This is a genomic window from Salinimicrobium sediminis (assembly GCF_900215295.1).
Taxonomy (GTDB): domain Bacteria; phylum Bacteroidota; class Bacteroidia; order Flavobacteriales; family Flavobacteriaceae; genus Salinimicrobium; species Salinimicrobium sediminis.
Genome location: NZ_OCMF01000001.1, coordinates 1295377 through 1312359, shown reverse-complemented (window position 1 = coordinate 1312359; position 16983 = coordinate 1295377). Strand labels below are relative to the sequence as shown.

General features: G+C 43.1%; 18 protein-coding genes. 6 read left to right on the top strand and 12 right to left on the bottom strand.

The annotated features are described in order from the left end of the window. Positions 1-74: 74 nt before the first annotated feature. The gene (locus tag CRO16_RS05940; protein ID WP_097055384.1) at positions 75-2390 is read right to left on the bottom strand and encodes a M20/M25/M40 family metallo-hydrolase; all 2316 of its coding nucleotides are present in this window, start codon (positions 2388-2390) and stop codon (positions 75-77) included. Between the two features lie 139 nt (positions 2391-2529). On the opposite strand from CRO16_RS05940, the gene CRO16_RS05935 reads away from it, so the two are divergent. Beyond that, positions 2530-2997: a CBS domain-containing protein gene (locus tag CRO16_RS05935; protein WP_097055383.1), complete on the top strand. Its 468-nt coding sequence runs from the start codon at positions 2530-2532 to the stop codon at positions 2995-2997. Between the two features lie 51 nt (positions 2998-3048). On the opposite strand, the gene CRO16_RS05930 is transcribed toward CRO16_RS05935, so the two are convergent. From CRO16_RS05930 to CRO16_RS05910, 5 genes are all read right to left on the bottom strand, one after another. Further along, positions 3049-3396, bottom strand: coding sequence for a hypothetical protein (locus CRO16_RS05930; protein ID WP_097055382.1), 348 nt, complete (start codon positions 3394-3396; stop codon positions 3049-3051). 391 nt (positions 3397-3787) lie between these two features. Continuing rightward, entirely contained in the window at positions 3788-4327 is a 540-nt protein-coding gene (locus CRO16_RS05925) for a GNAT family N-acetyltransferase (RefSeq protein WP_097055381.1), read from the bottom strand. A gap of 114 nt (positions 4328-4441) precedes the next feature. Further along, positions 4442-4915 carry a hypothetical protein gene (locus CRO16_RS05920; protein WP_097055380.1) on the bottom strand — a complete coding sequence of 158 codons (474 nt, stop codon included), beginning with the start codon at positions 4913-4915 and terminating at the stop codon, positions 4442-4444. 3 nt (positions 4916-4918) lie between these two features. Further along, complete coding sequence (locus CRO16_RS05915) at positions 4919-5581, bottom strand: ATP-binding cassette domain-containing protein (RefSeq protein WP_097055379.1); 663 nt, start codon at positions 5579-5581, stop codon at positions 4919-4921. After that, on the bottom strand, positions 5578-5859 hold the full coding sequence (locus tag CRO16_RS05910; protein WP_143544436.1) for a hypothetical protein: 282 nt from the start codon (positions 5857-5859) through the stop codon (positions 5578-5580). The genes CRO16_RS05915 and CRO16_RS05910 overlap by 4 nt, the downstream gene beginning before the upstream one ends. A 222-nt stretch (positions 5860-6081) precedes the next feature. On the opposite strand from CRO16_RS05910, the gene CRO16_RS05905 reads away from it, so the two are divergent. Genes CRO16_RS05905 through CRO16_RS05895 form a run of 3 tightly spaced genes read left to right on the top strand, consistent with a single transcriptional unit; the run spans position 6082 to position 7160 of the window. Next, on the top strand, positions 6082-6417 hold the full coding sequence (locus tag CRO16_RS05905; RefSeq protein WP_097055377.1) for a single-stranded DNA-binding protein: 336 nt from the start codon (positions 6082-6084) through the stop codon (positions 6415-6417). A gap of 37 nt (positions 6418-6454) precedes the next feature. Then, entirely contained in the window at positions 6455-6787 is a 333-nt protein-coding gene (locus CRO16_RS05900; RefSeq protein WP_097055376.1) for a single-stranded DNA-binding protein, read from the top strand. A gap of 28 nt (positions 6788-6815) precedes the next feature. Continuing rightward, positions 6816-7160, top strand: coding sequence for a single-stranded DNA-binding protein (locus CRO16_RS05895; RefSeq protein WP_097055375.1), 345 nt, complete (start codon positions 6816-6818; stop codon positions 7158-7160). A gap of 82 nt (positions 7161-7242) precedes the next feature. Here the strand turns inward: CRO16_RS05895 and CRO16_RS05890 are convergent, their stop codons facing one another. The 4 genes from CRO16_RS05890 to metG form a co-directional block, all read right to left on the bottom strand. After that, positions 7243-10026 carry a M16 family metallopeptidase gene (locus CRO16_RS05890; RefSeq protein ID WP_097055374.1) on the bottom strand — a complete coding sequence of 928 codons (2784 nt, stop codon included), beginning with the start codon at positions 10024-10026 and terminating at the stop codon, positions 7243-7245. 108 nt (positions 10027-10134) lie between these two features. Beyond that, entirely contained in the window at positions 10135-11037 is a 903-nt protein-coding gene (locus tag CRO16_RS05885; RefSeq protein ID WP_097055373.1) for a histone deacetylase family protein, read from the bottom strand. A 182-nt stretch (positions 11038-11219) separates the two neighbouring features. After that, positions 11220-11573 (bottom strand): GIY-YIG nuclease family protein, encoded by a 354-nt coding sequence (locus CRO16_RS05880; protein WP_317042513.1) that lies wholly within the window; start codon positions 11571-11573, stop codon positions 11220-11222. A 353-nt stretch (positions 11574-11926) separates the two neighbouring features. Then, entirely contained in the window at positions 11927-14038 is a 2112-nt protein-coding gene (gene metG, locus CRO16_RS05875; RefSeq protein WP_097055372.1) for a methionine--tRNA ligase, read from the bottom strand. Between the two features lie 112 nt (positions 14039-14150). Here metG and CRO16_RS05870 point away from each other — a divergent pair, with 112 nt between their 5' ends. Continuing rightward, entirely contained in the window at positions 14151-14729 is a 579-nt protein-coding gene (locus CRO16_RS05870) for a hypothetical protein (protein ID WP_097055371.1), read from the top strand. Positions 14730-14789: 60 nt separating this feature from the next. After that, entirely contained in the window at positions 14790-15149 is a 360-nt protein-coding gene (locus CRO16_RS05865) for a YraN family protein (protein WP_097055370.1), read from the top strand. Here the strand turns inward: CRO16_RS05865 and CRO16_RS05860 are convergent. Both CRO16_RS05860 and CRO16_RS05855 read right to left on the bottom strand, forming a co-directional pair. Beyond that, complete coding sequence (locus tag CRO16_RS05860) at positions 15146-15679, bottom strand: DUF421 domain-containing protein (protein ID WP_097055369.1); 534 nt, start codon at positions 15677-15679, stop codon at positions 15146-15148. The two genes, CRO16_RS05865 and CRO16_RS05860, sit on opposite strands and share 4 nt — an antisense overlap. A gap of 20 nt (positions 15680-15699) precedes the next feature. Further along, a complete protein-coding gene (locus tag CRO16_RS05855; protein ID WP_097055368.1) occupies positions 15700-16959 on the bottom strand; it encodes a DUF389 domain-containing protein in 1260 nt (419 codons plus the stop codon). Between the last annotated feature and the right edge of the window lie 24 nt (positions 16960-16983).

Sequence of the window (16983 nt, the reverse complement as noted above, 5' to 3'; positions counted from 1 at the left end):
TGGAATTTGGTGCTTTCAAAGGTCTTGAAATTAAGTCTCCTTTTGATCATTGTTAATTGGTTATTGTTAATTGATCATTGTAAAACAAAGGTTTTCTTCACCACAATCGCATCATTCATCACAAAGGGCCGGGGGATCATTGCGGGGCTTCGTGGCGGCACCCGGAGCTGCGGATTGTCATGCAGGTCATATGCAGCTTCTAAAATGGTAATTTGAGGATTTATTCCGGCCTTAAGGCTCATTTGCAGGCGCAAGGTATCCTGATTGGCGGCATAATAGGTAAGCAATCTATCGCTCCAGCGGTTTTTGAAAACGTGCAGATCACTCTTTCCAGGCTGCAGGTTTCCGGCTTCCCTGCCATTTGCTGTGAATTGGGTAAAATCAACACTTCTGTCGGCAAAAAGGTCTATTCGGTTCACCTTTCTGTTGAAGGCAATTTTTACATTGTACGTCTCTTCCCCGGGATCTTCATCTTCAATCTTTTCAACAGAGATAAAAGGTTTGGAAATCATTATCTGGGGCGCTACCGCAGAATAGCTGAAACCGCTTCCGTTCTTGCTGTTAAACCAGTTCATGACGGGAGCTTCTACGGCAGCTTCATCAAAAAATGGGGCTGTATATTCATCGAAGCTATTGTCATAAGTGTTCCAGGTAGCAAGATCGAGGTCTTCATTATATAAGTACACCAAACTATTGGGTCGGGGACGTTCCTTATTAAAATCTGCTTTAAAATGTGCTGTGAGGAACATTCCGAAGAAGATCAAAAAACTCACAAAACCCAACATTTGATTATTCCTGAAATTACCAAATACCGGCCATAAAAGCGGAAACAGCAAAGCGATTAAAACCCCGCTGAGGAACAGCATTCCCAGCCCCAATGCAACGGGAAAGGAAACAATAAATGGCATGAGGATAAAGATCGCCGGGAGGCAAAGGAAAGCTATTATTACGGGGGAGATCTTAGGGTTGACCAACAGCAGCAATAACTGGATCAATCCGAAGAAAACCGGAATAATAAAATAAGCTGCTCCCTCCAGGTAAACTGCTGCAAGACTGCTTATGATGATCCACAGGATCAATGGCGCAATAAGCAAATGATGGGTATTATTGGGTTTCCGGAATTTATGATAGACGTAGAAGCAAACAGCCAGGGACAGGAATATCACCGCAGCAATATACCAATAGCCGTTATAGGTAAATCCGTGTTCCATTTCCAGGTAACCCGGATAAAGTATCAGCATCAGTTTCCAGAAGAAATAACCAAGTAATCCGGAAATCAATACAGACAATAGCAAAGGAATAAAACCTTTTACAGCAGCAGAAAGGGGAAGCCTGTTTCGATATCTTCCGAAGAAGATGAGGGACACAAGCAGCACCACAGCCAGGATCAACAATGGAAGGATCCAGCTAAAGGGAAAATTTACAAACCCAAACCCCGGGAAAGTAAAGAACAGATCATCGTCTTTTGAAGACACTTCCTCAAGCGAGGCCGTGCTCAAATAATTGAGCATTGGCATGAGATAACTCCCCTGGTGTGCCATAGTACGAGGGTCAAGATTTTGAGGAGTATCTGTAGCGGTATGATAATCGAAATGATCATCAATAAAGGCAAAATTGAAGCCGTCGATATCTCCCTGTTCTCTTAGCACAGAAAGATCGGTGTCATTTGGCATCATTTTATAAACGCTGTAAACGAGAGAATTGGTGACGGGATATTCCACATCGGCTTCAGCAAAAAGATCGATTAAAACGCTATTCCCATCATTGGTTTCCAGGAACATGAAAGAATTACCGCCGCTTCCGCGGGATTCAAAGTTCAATGCCAGCCCAACATCGGCTGCCCATGGATGTTCCTCTACAAATAATTGTGCCCCATTCAGGCCGAGTTCTTCAGCATCAGTAAACAGGAGTATAATATCGTTCTCAGGAATTTTTCCGGAAGCAAGATAAGCGCGAATACCTTCCAGAATAGTGGCAACCCCACTGGCTGCATCACTGGCCCCGGGAGAAGAATGCATTGCGCTGTCGTAATGCGTCATCAAAAGCAAGGCTTTCCCGGTTCCGGAACCTTTGATACGCGTCATAATATTCTGCGGCCTTGTAAGAATGCCTTCTTTGTGGATGGTGTAACCCTCCTGAGTTTCAACTATAAGGCCCAGCTCCTCAAGTTGAGAAACTATATAGTTACGCGCATAGCTATGAGCCGTACTACCCACAAAATGAGGTTCCTTCCCCAGGGCCTTCACATGTTCTAAAGCCCGGGCCGTAGAAAATTGATCTGTAGGTATTTCACGGGAAAGTTTTACTTGTGGCCTCGTATTATAGAAGCTCCATATGACCCCGGAAATGATTATGAGAACAGCAAAAAATGTCTGCAGGGATTTTGACATCTTCAAATATATTCAAATTCTTTTGCTGCTCCTCATCAACAATTCATTAAATCATAAATAATTGCTAATAATCCTCAGAAATTGAGGCAAAACAAAAGTAATTCCCTATTTTATTAGTTCATATTCAAACACTTGTGCTATGGGAATAAAAAGTTTTCAAGGAAGAAGGGCCGAGCCCGAAAAGGTTGCAAGTGCCCCAATTTGCGTTAAAGATTTTATGTCTACAGACCTCATTACTTTTAGAAAAGATCAAACCGTATTTGAGGTTATGGAAGAACTGCTTCACCACAAGATCTCGGGTGGTTGCGTGGTTGATGAAGAGGGAAATCTGCTGGGTGTGATCTCGGAAGGAGATTGCATGAAACATATATCTGACAGCAGATACTACAATATGCCAATGGATGATAACCTGGTGGAAAAACGAATGACCTGCAATGCAGTGACCATCGATTCTGAAATGAATGTGCTGGATGCAGCAAAATTGTTCATCGAAAAGAGATTCCGAAGATTTCCTATTGTTCGCGACGGGAAGCTGGTAGGACAACTTAGTCAGAGTGATGTATTGAGAGCCGCTTTAAATTTAAAAGGACAGAACTGGAATTATTGATCTTAAGCAGGATCAAATTGTTATTAAAGCCTCTTTTCTTAGAGGCTTTTTCTATATTCTTTTGACCAGGGCGTAAGAATCTCCTTCCAAAGGAAGATAGCCCTGATCATAAACAAAGTAATAGGTATTTCCGGTTTTAGTGGTATAAATACTGGTGAAGTAATCGAAGTTAAAACCTTTTGCTGCCAATTTTAATTTGCTGATCCTTATTTTCCCATCGGGATTGAGTTCCTCCAGGATTCGGTAATTTTTGCGCAGCTGATTATTCACATTGCGCACCAAATTTTTACTGTCCTTATTGAGGTTGTTGTTGTAGGCATTGCGGCAGTAGTCGCTGCAGAACTTCTTATCAGTCCGCCCTACGATCTTTTCCCCACATTCAAGACAGGTTTTTTCCATGCTTTTAAAAATAATAATTTTTGGGTAATCTTTGGTTGAAAGGTTTTTGCCACGAATTCACGAATTATTTTATTACTCAGACCTTCAACAGTACTCTGTTCCCCATGCTCAAATCTCGCTAAGGCCGCAAAGAGATTCCTGTTCATTGCTAACTGGTAATTGTTAATTGAAAAAGGCCACAGATGCACAGATGTCTTTCTTTCTTAAAAATCCTCCCTCACACATTCTTACTCATGCATATTTTTGGGAATAAAAAGATTCCTTTTCATTGTTAATTGTTAATTGCTAATGCCCATATTGTTTCTATTTACTCAGACCTGATTACTCAAACTTAAAAATCGCCATAGTGATTTTATTTTGGTGCTTTTTTAATTTTCTAATTTTCTAATTCTCAAATCTTCAAATCACTTTTAAGTTTTGAAAAAATCGCCACACTAATAAACCTGCCGTCCTTGATTTCTGAATCTCTCAGGATCCCTTCCTGCTGAAAATGTTGTTTTAGAAGTGCTTTTTGGCTGCTGATGTTCTCTGTTTCAACAAAAGCCTCTACCCGGTGCAGGTGTAGCTCTTTAAATCCGTACTCCAGCACCGGCTCCAGTGATTCCTGAATGATTCCCTTCTTCCAGAATTCCGGCAACAGCCAAAAACCTAACTCAGCCTTTTTATGTTCCCTGCTCAGGTTGTTGTAACCTATTGCACCACAGAATTCTCCTGTTTCGGCTAAATCGATGGCCCACCATATGCCGCTATGGGTCCTTTCCAGTTCTGCATACCACTCCAGTTGCTCCCACGTGTCATCAAGAGTGTTGTAGTTCACCCCGTAATGTCTTATAACATGGGGATGGGAAAGTCCGCGAAAAATATTTTCCAGGTCGGCTTCAGTGATCTGCCGCAACTTAAGTCGGTTTGTTTTTAATGTTGGAAATGCCATTTTTATATTACAATGATCAATAAACGATTACCAAAATTTTCAATACTCACTTCTCAGGTTTTAATACTTTTTCTCAATACTCAATACTCAATACTCAATACTAAATACTCAATACTAGCTAAGCTTCTCCAGCTCCAGGTTTAAGTCGTATTGCAGATCTTCGTGCAGTTTTTCCATATTTCTCTTCACGAGCTCCAGCTGCCGGTCGTACATATTTTTCAGGATTTTGTTGCGATGAATTGATGGTTTAAAATCATTCATTTTAAGGAGGAAGTAAATGATTAGTTCCAGTTCGGTCTCTTTTTTCCCGGAATAACGGCTGTATTTTTTTACATTTTTGAGCAGCTTGCGCATACTTTTTTTCGTGTAGTAAAAGTTGTTCCGGTTCATAGCGGCAAATTCGGAATCGATTTCGGCTTTCACCTTTTGTTTATACTCTTCTTCATCGTTAGCATCAAACAGGAGATAAGTAAGCAACTCCTTGTTTTCCTTCTTAAAACGGGATAATCTCAACACAATTTGCAGGAGTTCTTCCCGGTCCTGGTGTTTTAATTCATCCCTTATTTCTTTAGCCGGGGCTGGTTTCATTTCTTATGCATTTATATATTCATGCCGGGCCAGGTCCTGTTCATTCTCTACAGCGTAAGCACTTCCGGCTTTAAGGACAAGGCTGCGATCGGCAATTTCAAGTACGTCTTTATAATAATGGTCGGTGATCACCAGGCCTTTGGTCGCTTTGAGCGACAGCAGCAATTTTTTGGCTTTTTCGATGTACATGGGTTCTAACATGGATAAAGGTTCGTCCAGCAAAAAGAATGGCTGCGGAAGCTGTGAGAGCAACAGCAACTCCAGGTACTTTAACTCACCCAAAGATAATTTTCCTACCCTCCGGCTATCAAAGGCTGCGACCCCGTCTGCATGGAAAATTTTATCCTGCTCCTCTCCCTTCGGAAACATGAGGGGGATGACATCCCGCACCTTCATCTCTTTTGGAAGGAAACTGTCCTGGGGCAAAAATCCGATCAGTTTCTTCGGAAAGATTTCCGAAGCCTGCGTATTTTCCCCATTTATATAAATCGTTATGGAATCCATACTCAAAGTTCCCGTTATTCCTTTGAGCAGAGTGGATTTACCCGAACCATTCCTTCCAAAAAGGCCAATAATTTCGCCGGTTTTACAGCTGAAGGAAACTCTGTTCAGAATTTGCCTTTTTCCGAAGGTCTTGTTTACCTCTGCGACTTCCAGCCTGTTCATAGGAAAAGGATAATAAGGAGAAATACAGGTCCTGCAAATATGAGATTGCAGATCCACACCTTCTTGATCAGGAATTTTTTGGTGAAGCCGAGATTGTAATACAGGTAGTATTCATTGCTCCTGAAAAAGCGGAACCCAAAAAACCCGATCAACATTCCAAAGCTCAGGAAAATAAAAAGACCGCTCGCAATTCCGAAATAGATTCCGCTGATTGCCGAAAACACCAGGTTATACAAATTAAAATCGCGGTAATATTTCCAAAACGCTCTTTCGTTCATCTAACAGGTTTGTTTTCTGATTTTAGCCTATTCCAGCATGTTTTATAGGCTTCCTGTAATAATACGAAATAAAATTGAGCTGTTTTCTATTCGTTTACAAACGCTTACAAATGGATTTAAACGAAAACAAATCATTATCAACCGATTATGGTTTGAGAACAGAAGTATGTTTGTCCTGTTGAAATGAACGAATGATTTTCAACTTATTTAATTCTTTATATCATGAACGCATTAAGAAACAAAGTACAGTTGATTGGGAATGTAGGCAACGCACCGGAGATCCTTAGCTTCGAATCGGGTAAAAAAATGGCAAGGTTCTCCATTGCCACTAATGAGATCTACAAGGACAGCAAAGGAGAAAAAGTCACCGATACGCAGTGGCACAATGTTGTTGCCTGGGGGAAAACTGCAGAGCTCATTGAAAATTATGTCTCTAAAGGAAAAGAAATAGGTGTGGAAGGAAAATTAACCAGCCGTACCTACGATGACAAAGACGGAAAAACAGGGTATGTCACCGAAGTATTATGCAGCGAAGTTCTCCTGCTTGGCAAACAATAATATTGATCTTATAAAATAACATTAAAAATATACAGTCATGAATGCATTAAGAAATAAAGTACAGTTGATAGGGAATGTAGGAAACACTCCGGAGATCCTCACTTTTGATTCAGGTAAGAAAATGGCGAAATTTTCTATCGCCACTAATGAAACCTATAAGAATAACAAGGGAGAAAAGGTAACCGACACCCAGTGGCACAATGTGGTCGCCTGGGGAAAGATCGCCGAACTTATAGAAAACTATGTTCCAAAAGGAAAAGAGATAGGCCTGGAGGGCAGACTCACCAGCCGTAGTTATGATGACAAAGACGGAGTGAAAAAATACATAACCGAAGTCATCTGCAATGAAGTACTGCTTCTCGGAAAATAACGATCTGTCCAACATAATTCATACTATCATGAATACACTAAAGAACAATGTGCAACTCTCGGGCAACGTAGGGAAAGCACCGGAGATCATGATCCTTAGCACCGGAACAAAACTTGCAAAATTCTCCATTGCTACTAGAGAAACCTTTACCCGGCAGAATGGGGAAAAAACAACCGTCACTCAATGGCACAATGTAGTTGCCTGGGGCAAACTGGCCGAAGTAGTAGAGAAACAGGTGCCTAAGGGCAGGGAAATTGAAATTGAAGGCAAACTCAATAGCCGCAGCTATGAAGATAAGAACGGGATCAAAAAATATGTGACTGAAGTAGTCTGCAGGGAACTGATCCTGCCGGAGAAAGAGGCAGAGAAATAGCACGCCCGAAAATGCAGACCAGACAATGGATATTTAAGAAAAGAGGATTAAAAAATCCCACCGGACAGGTGGGATTTTTTTATTAATCAATCCGGGATTCCTGCACGGGTTCCTTCTTTTGAATCGTGGGTTTGAGAGGTTCTCCCTCAGCATTTATTTCCACGATCTGGTCGAAACCCAGTTCGTCCAGCTTTGATGCTATTTTTGCTTTGTCCCCAACCATGAACCAATTCACTTTTTCCGGTTTCACCACCTGTTCGCTTACGTCCCGCACATCAGTCAGGCTCAGATTCCGTACATTCTGGTCATAATTCTCATAATAATCATCGGGCAGATCATACATGACAAGTTGAGAGAGAGAATTGTTCACAGCAGCATTGGTTTCCCATTTCCCCGGTAAACCTAAGACACTGTTGGTCTTCACTTTTTCGAGCTCTTCGCCGGTGACAGGTCTTGTGCTCACAAATTCACTTAGCTCCTTGCGCAGCTCGGTCACAGATTCTGCCGATTTATCTGTTTGTACAGGGGCATAAACGAGAAATGGTCTTTCTTCTTTCGCCCCCAATACAAAGCCTCCGGCTCCATAAGCCCAATGTTTGTCTTCTCGCAAATTCATATTAATTCTTGACGTAAAATCACCACCCAGGATGCTGATCATCTGCTCCACTGCCATTTCTGAAAGGTCGCCGTACTTCTCGGTAAGGTGCCCGGCAATGATCACCGACTGTTGCGATTCTGGCCGGTCAATGAGGTATAGCGTGTTTTTCGTATCTGTTTTAGGTTTGCTGAATGTGATTTGAGGCACATCGGCCTTTTTCCAGTCTTTGAGACTTTTCTCCAGCTTGGACTTTAGCTCATCCATATTGATATCGCCGGTGACGACCAGAGTCGCGTTATTAGGCCTTATCCAGGTTTCGTAGAATTTCACCGCATCTGCCCGCTTAAGATTTTCGACGGTTTCGGCATAACCGGTACCGGTGAAAGGACTTCCGTAGGGATGATCTTCGCCATACAGGTATTTACTCATTACCCTGAGGACCATGCTTATTGGTTCTGACTTTTCCCGCTTTATTGTATTAAGTTGCTCCATTTGTAGCCTGTCAAATTCCTCCTGCGGAAAAGAAGGATTCAGAATAACATCAGATAAAAGTTCCAAACTTTCATCCAGGCTTGGCTTAAGCGTCCTAAGGCTTAGTGTAGAGAAATCCAAATCTGACCGGGAGTTGAGCTCTGCTCCTAAAAGCTGCAGTTTTTCGCTTATTTCAAGAGAATTCATATTCTTTGTTCCTTCATCAAGAAGGTTCATTGACAGTTCTGCAGTCCCGGGGCTGCTAAGGTGATCACTCTTATGTCCCGCATCGAACATTAGATCCATCACAATAGTAGGCACTCCCTCGCGTTTCGCCAGCACGATCTCCATACCATTAGAAAGGGTGGCTCTTTCTATCTTCGGAAATTTGGAAGCTTTTTGCTCCCCAAGTTCAGGCAACTTTGATCTGTCAACTTCAGATTTTGTCACAGAATACTCCGGAAAAGGATTAGCTATTAAAGTATGCCTCCCCTGACTCAGCCATTTCTGGGCAGTTTTCTGAATATCCTGAGGAGTCGCATTTTCAACATACTTAAGAACTTTTTTATAGTGGGTAGGATCATCGTGGTAAGTCTGGCTTGAGGCAAGTATATCAGACACTCCTCCAAATCCGCCGATTCGTTCAAGGCCTTTGATAAAATTGGCCATATATTCGGCTTTAACCCTTTTCAGCTCGGCTTCGGTAGGACCGTTTTCCGCCAGGTTCTGAATTTCATTCAGAAGCACATTTTCTACTTTTTCCACATCTTCACCCGGTTTTACGTTTGCGTAACTTATGAAGCGGCTCGCAATTTCTCCTGAAGCCTGGAATGCCTGTACGCTGGAAGCTGTCTGATCTTCATAAACCAGCTTCTTATAAAGTCGTGAATTTTTTCCGCTGCTCAGAATAGCCGAAATAAGATCGAAATAAATATCTTCCCGGCTTCCGTACTGCGGTGTATTCCATGCGAACAACACCCTGCTCTCGGGCACCCTGTCTTCATAAACCTGATAGGTGTTACCATTATGAACCGGAATATTCACCTCCTGTCGCTCGATGGTGGGACCAGCCGGTATATCCCCGAAATACTTCAGTACTTTATCATGAGCATCCTTTGGTTTAATATCTCCGGCAATAACAACAACCGCGTTAGCTGCTCCATAATAAGATTTAAACCATTCATGTACATCTTCCAGGGAAGCGGCGTTTAGATCTTCCATTTCTCCAATGACCGTCCAGGAGTAAGGATGACCTTTTGGATACATGGCTTTGGTAAGATAATTCCATTGCTGGCCATAAGGTTGATTCTCCCCCTGCCTTTTTTCATTCTGAACCACTCCCCGTTGTTCATCAAGTAGTTCCTGGTCGACGGCTCCAAGCAGATGACCCATACGATCTGACTCCAGGAACAAGACCTGGTCCAGTGCCGAGACCGGGACGTTCTGGAAATAATTTGTCCGGTCCTGGTTGGTGGTCCCATTTACATCTGTACCCCCAATCCTTTCGATTGCCTGAAAATAATCATCATTGTAATTTTCACTTCCGTTGAACATTAAATGTTCAAAAAGGTGTGCAAAACCGCTTTTTCCGGGTTTTTCATTTTTAGAGCCTACATGATACCATACGTTGACGGCTACAATTGGTGCTTTGTGGTCTTCATGTACTAAAAGTGTAAGTCCATTAGGCAAAACAAACTTTTCGTACTTAATGTCAATGTCATCAGCCTTGAAGGTCTGGGCATTTTGTTCCTGAACAAGAAGCAGCAGGAACAAGAGCAGCAAAGAAACTCTTTTCATAAATAAAGTTTTAGATTAAAAAAGGCGGAGGGTGATTAAATTTAATAATTTAATCCATTGAGCCACAGTACTTATAAAAAATATTCCTGCAATTTTCTGAAAAAGAGCCTAAAAATATATCTCCTGCGCCAGCCGAAAAGTGTTCGCGTGTGCATCTACAATATTCCTGATGTGGGCCGAATAGCCACCACCCATGCTCACCTCCACGGGGATCTTTAAATCGTGACAGGTCTGTAGTACATAACGATCCCGTTCCTTACATCCGGCTTCGGTGCAGCCGAGTTTCCCAAGTTTATCAGTCGCCAGGATGTCAACGCCGCTCAGGTAGAAAATAAAGTCAGGTCTTTGTTCCTCGATTAGGCGGGGCAAAGTTTTCTTGAGGATCTTGAGATATTCCTCGTCTCCTGTGCCGTTTTCCAATTCGATATCAAGGTCAGATTTTTCCTTTTTGAAGGGGTAATTGTTTTTGCCGTGCATGGAAAACGTGAAAACCGAAGGATCATTCTGAAAAATTTCCGCCGTTCCGTTTCCCTGGTGCACATCCAGGTCGACGATTAAAATCTTCTTTGCCAAATTGTTCCGCTGCAGCCATCTCGCCGCTACCGCCTGATCATTGAACATACAAAATCCTTCTCCCTGATTGGTATAAGCGTGGTGAGTGCCCCCCGCAATGTTCATGGCTACTCCATTTTTCAGGGCATATTCGGCTGCCTTAATAGTTCCGGAAGTAATAATGAATTCCCTTTCCACAAGCCGTTCAGACAATGGCAGCCCAATTTTCCTGGCTTCCCTGTAGCTGAGGGTTTGATCTTTCAGGGCTTCGACATAACTCTGGTCGTGAACAGCAAGGACATCGGCTTCATCGGGATAATCGGGTTCAAAAAAATTATCCTGAGAACAGGTTCCTTCGTGTAAAAGTTGTTGCGGCACCAGCTCATACTTTTCCATCGGGAAACGGTGGCCTTTGGGTAAAGGCAGTACGTAAATTGGATGGAAAGCGATTTTTAGCATTTTTTTGTCAGGTCGAGCGTAGACTATCGCTACCAATTGTCTGGTCGAGCGGAGTCGAGACCTAGTTTTAGTATCTAATATTAATGCTTTTTCATATGAGATCCTTTGACAAAGCCTATGCCGCTCGCAGACGAGATGCCCAGGAGACAACGTCATCTCAGGTCGAGCCTTTCGACTATCCCTCAAGACCGGCTGGTACAGGCCTCTTTAAAAGTTGCCCTTTTAATTATACTTATTTTTAGAATGACTCTCATTTCTGCATTCAGCCAGCAGTTTAAGAGCATTTCATCATCATTGGCTAAAGCCCTCTTCTTCTGGGCGCTCCACCTTTTGATTTTCTTTTCAAACCAGATTGCCTGATTCACATCCTTAAATTCCTGATGAAAAATAACTTCTACGGGTCTCCTTTTAAACGTGAAACTGTTCTTGTTTACACCTGCATTATGCTCATCTAACCTTCTGGAAATATCATTTGTTATTCCTGTGTATAGAAGTTTATCTGAGCATTCAAGAATGTATACAAAATACAACTTCATCTAACCGAATTTTGAGCGTCTTCAAAATCAACCCCTCGACTCTACTTCACCGCTCAGCACAGGCTGCTCCGGGAGACAATTGTTTTATCAGGTCGAGCCGAGTCGAGATCTCAAGCCTACGGCAACTACCTAACTACTTCCTTTACCGCTAACCCCATTAAAAGACTCCTAAAAATCTCTTATGCAGAAACGAAATTCGTCTTCCCAAGAAACCCCTCGACTCCGCTCGGGGAGACCTTTGAATACGACTCCGCTCGGGGAGGCATTTGGATACGACACCGCTCGTGGATACAGTTTGCTGTCAACTCAGGCCTATCGAATGCCGCTCAGGTAGCCGGAGCCGAGATCTGATTTTAAGAAATCACCGTTCCCTCCTTCACCCCGTCTTCGTCGGGATTAAGAAATACCAGTTTACCCGAAGCATTTTCGGTCATTAGGATCATCCCTTCACTTTCTACGCCGCGTAATTTTCTCGGAGCGAGATTTACAAGAACAGTTACTTTCTTTCCAATAATATCTTCGGGCTTAAAGCTTTCAGCTATTCCGGAAACAATGGTCCGAACATCTAATCCGGTATCCACTTTCAGCACCAAAAGTTTATTGGCCTTCGGCATTTTTGCGGCTTCTACAATAGTCCCCACTCTAAGATCCATTTTTGAGAAATCTTCAAAAGTGGCGGTTTCCTTCTGGGGTTCGGCTTTTTTGTTATCGGCTAAGTTTGCGGCTTTGGTTGCTTCCAGTTTGTCCAATTGCTTCTGAATTTGTTCGTCTTCAATTTTTAAGAAAAGCAGTTCTGCCTTTCCTATTTGATGTCCGGCAGGTAATAATTCTGCGTCTCCGCCAATCTGCTCCCATTCATTCTCCTCGGAAATTTCAGGAGTTGCACCGCCTGTGTTGATCGTTGCTTCTGAAGATGATCTTCCATGATCAAGCATCCTCTTTAATTTTTCTGCAGTAAATGGCAGGAAAGGTTCACTCAAGGTGGCCAATGCAGAAGCTATCTGCAGCGCTACATACATGATGGTCTTTACCCTTTCCTCATCGGTCTTGATAAGTTTCCACGGCTCTTCATCTGCCAGATATTTATTCCCGAGGCGGGCAACATTCATCAATTCACCCTGCGCCTCTCTAAACCTGTAGCGATCAATGGAACTGGCGATCACTGCAGGATAGGCTTTAAGCTCTGCCAAAGTCTGTTCATCAACTTCCGAAAATTCTGCAGGGTTAGGAACAATCCCGTCATAGTATTTATTGGTAAGTACTACTACCCGGTTGATGAAGTTTCCAAAAATGGCAACCAGTTCGTTATTATTTCTCGCCTGGAAATCTTTCCAGGTAAAGTCGTTATCCTTTGTTTCGGGTGCATTCGCTGTAAGTGCATACCTCAGCACATCCTGCTGCCCGGGAAATTCTTCCAGATATTCATGCAACCACACCGCCCAGTTCTTGGAGGTAGAAAGCTTGTTACCCTCGAGATTCAGGAATTCATTGGCCGGCACATTATCAGGCAAAATATAGCTGCCTTCGGCCTTTAGCATTGCAGGGAAAATAATACAGTGGAAAACGATATTATCCTTTCCAATAAAGTGCAGAAGTTTGGTGTCTTCATCTTTCCAATAAGGCTCCCAATCCCTTCCGGTCTTTTCGGCCCATTCCTTTGTTGAAGAGATATAACCGATTGGCGCATCAAACCACACATACAACACCTTGCCTTCGGCACCTTCAACAGGTACAGGAATCCCCCAATCGAGATCGCGCGTCACTGCTCTTGGTCTTAAACCATCATCGATCCATGATTTCACCTGTCCGTAAACATTCGGCTTCCAGTCTTTTTTATGTCCTTCCAGAATCCAGTCTTTTAACCAGGTCTCATATTGATCAAGGGGCAAAAACCAGTGGCGTGTTTCCCTTAGCACAGGCTTTGAGCCAGAAAATGTAGACTTCGGGTTGATCAGATCGGTCGCATTGTGGCTGGTACCGCATTTCTCACATTGGTCACCGTAGCTTTCTTCATAGCCACACTTGGGGCAGGTACCTACTACAAATCTATCTGCCAGGAATTGTTCTGCCTCCTCATCGTAAAGCTGCTGCGTAGTTTCTTCGGTAAACTTTCCGGCATCGTATAATTTTTTAAAAAATTCCGAAGCCGTTTTATGGTGAACTTTAGCAGAGGTACGGGAATAGTTGTCGAAAGAAATTCCGAAGTCCCTGAAGCTTTGCTTGATGATCTTATGATACTTATCAACCACATCCTGAGGAGAAACGCCTTCCTTTTTTGCTTTGATGGTGATTGGAACCCCATGCTCATCACTCCCACACACAAAAGCCACATCTTTCCCCTGCATTCTCTGGAAACGCGCATAGATATCTGCCGGGACGTAAACTCCTGCTAAATGGCCAATATGTATGGGCCCGTTGGTATAAGGAAGGGCCGCTGTGATCGTATATCTTTTTGGTGAATTCATGTACAAATTTAAAGGCTGTAAAGTTAAGCAAGTGCAGGGGATTACACGTTAAATTTTAGTAAAAGGGGATGGAGGTGCGCTAAATGTTCCGCAATTTTATAAAAAACTAAGCATGAGAAAAATTCTTATCCTGGGGCTGCTTTTAATAGCTGCAGGCTGTAAAAGCAAAAAAGTTAGTTCTTCATCTGCGGAAAAATTCCAGCTCGTGAACCTGGCCGAAGTTATTGCCGCGAATGATCTAAATACCATATATCCCGATGCTCAAATCTCTGAAGGCACAGATCTTTTTGAGGAAGGCACTGTGGAAAGACCTTACAGCATCTTATATCCGGGCACTTCAGATGAGCTTTTGATCACCTGGAAAGATGATGCCCGCACTCAACTTCATCAACTGCGTTTTGATAAGAATGGACGCTGGGAAGCCCTTGACGGAATTAAAGTTGGTACCACCTATGAAGAATTGGTGCGCCTAAACGGTAATTCAATCAAATTCTATGGTTTTGGATGGGATTACAGTGGTGCTGTGGACTGGAACGGCGGAAAACTTTCCGACTCCAATATTCGCGTCTTTTTGGCGCCGCAAAATACACCTCCCGGAAAATTTATTGGAGACCAGATCGTGGATGCCACTCCTGAAGAAATTGAAGCCCTTAATTTAAAAGTGCAGGCTGTGCTTTACCAACCTGAATAGCAGGTTCCAAAAAGGAGTAATCTCTTTATCATTTTTGGAACCTCATAATTTCCATCCCGTATGGCACAACATAATGAACTTGGGAAAAAGGGAGAAGAGATGGCTGTCACCCATCTTTTGGCTAAGGGATACGAAGTCGTGGCCCGCAACTTCATTTACCAAAAAGCCGAAGTCGATATCATTGCCAGGAAAAACAATATTCTTGCGGTGGTCGAAGTCAAAACCCGCAGCACTCCCGATTTTGGAGATCCTCAGGATTTTGTAAAAAAGAAACAGATCAAACAGCTGGTAAAAGCTATTGATCATTTTGTGAATGAGCATAACCTGGACGTCGAGGTACGTTTTGACATAGTGGCCATCATAAAGAACAAAGCGGGGACAAGGCTGGAGCACATTGAGGATGCCTTTCTACATTTTTAAAGCTCCGTTTCGTCCAGTAGTTCTTGAAAAGTTGAAGATTTACCTTCCTTTGATTTTCCGATTACCGAAAGCTGGGCATCGATCTCCAGAATCACGGCGGCAACATCGTCCATACTGCCAAAGCCTTTTTTTCTGACTGCACTAAGTACTTTACTTTCGTCCAATCTCTCTTTATGAAGGTTCTTTTCAATAAACTTTCCATCATAGAAAAGCAGGGTTGGCGAAGTATTGAATATCTTCTTGAACACCTTTGACTTTCCTTCAAAATAGGCAAAAATGAACTGTAAAACAGCAAGTAAAATAAAGGCAGTCACGGCTTCGGAAATTGAAAGATCCTTGGTGGTAAGAGTACGGCCGAAAACAGCACCCACAGCCACGGCAATTACAAAATCAAAGGCACTCATGCTGGCAAGGGTTCTTTTACCCGAGACCCTTAAGATAAGGACAATGGCCAAATAGGCCGTAACCCCCACAACCACGATCCTTATTAGCGGCTGGACCCCGTTCCATAAAAATGTAGTATCATCCATGATCTGTTCCTGAATTCATTCTAGTCTTCTGCTATGTTTACCTGGTATACCTCATAGATATTGTCGTCCTGATGTTTAATATTTTGTTTAAGGTGATCTATTATTCTTTTTTTCAGAACAGCGTCAGCTAAACCGGTATCTTTAGGAAGCACGGTCACATTATAGCTCACTGTGGGGTTCCCCTTTATCCTGGTATTGGTAAAGTTCACATCTTTTCCTATTACCTCAATATATTCAAGTTCATTGAGCGCTTTATCGAGTTCTTCGGTAAGCTCGGTATTCATACTGGCCTTGCGCAGAAATGGAGGCCGGCTGAACTGCCAAAACATCATTCCGGCAATTGCCAGCACTACGAATGAGCTGGTGAACCAGGTCATCTTGCTGCTTCCCTGCAAAAAACGGACTCCTTTGGGAGTAACTTTTCCGTAGAAATAGAAAACGAGTGTGGCAGCCAGGTGAATTCCCAACAGCTGCAGGACTACACGGAATACACTGCTGCTAATGATCTCCCAGTCCAGTAAATACAGCCCCGCACCTATGAGTCCTACCGGCGGGGCAAGTGAGGCAGCAACAAGTATCCCTACCGCCGCACCCGATACCAGGCTATCTCTTTCGGACTGCACAATATTTATTGCTCCTGCAAAACCCGATATTAGAGGTAGTAAAATTGCCACTTTTGATACCTGACTTATTTCTACCATTAATGGGGTGAGGGTCTCCAGCGGAAAGATCACGGTCATAAGAAAACTTACGAGGATCCCTGTACCAATTGCCAGCCCATAACGTGCCAGACTACTTTTTAGAAGCGGCATTTTCCCGGCTGAAGTTGCCAGGGCGGCATTCATGGCAGGTCCCGCAAAGGGAGCCACCAACATGGCTGCCACCAGCAAGAAAACAGTGGTAGTGTAAAGCCCTATCCAAACAATTATCCCGGCCGCAATAGAGTATCCAATAAGGCCTTTTATAGAACCTACACTTTGAATGCCTCCAAGGTAGATCTCCAGGGAACTTTTTGGCTGTACATCGGCCACCTGGTCGGGAGAATCTGAAGCAGGAGGATAAAGAGTGATCACTCCACGCGGAATGAGGCTTATCTCGGGTTGCTCATATTTATCAAGGTGTTTGAGGAAGTTATTCACTTTCTGGTTGGGCAGAAAAAGCACAAAAACATCATGTTTTTCTTCAGAAAGACAGATGGTGTTCTTGCCTTTAAATTCTGTTACCAGCCCCAGAATTTCTTCTTTATTGCCTTTTGGAACTTTAATAATAAGCTGCCGCATGCTTATGCCGGTTGGTTAGAAATA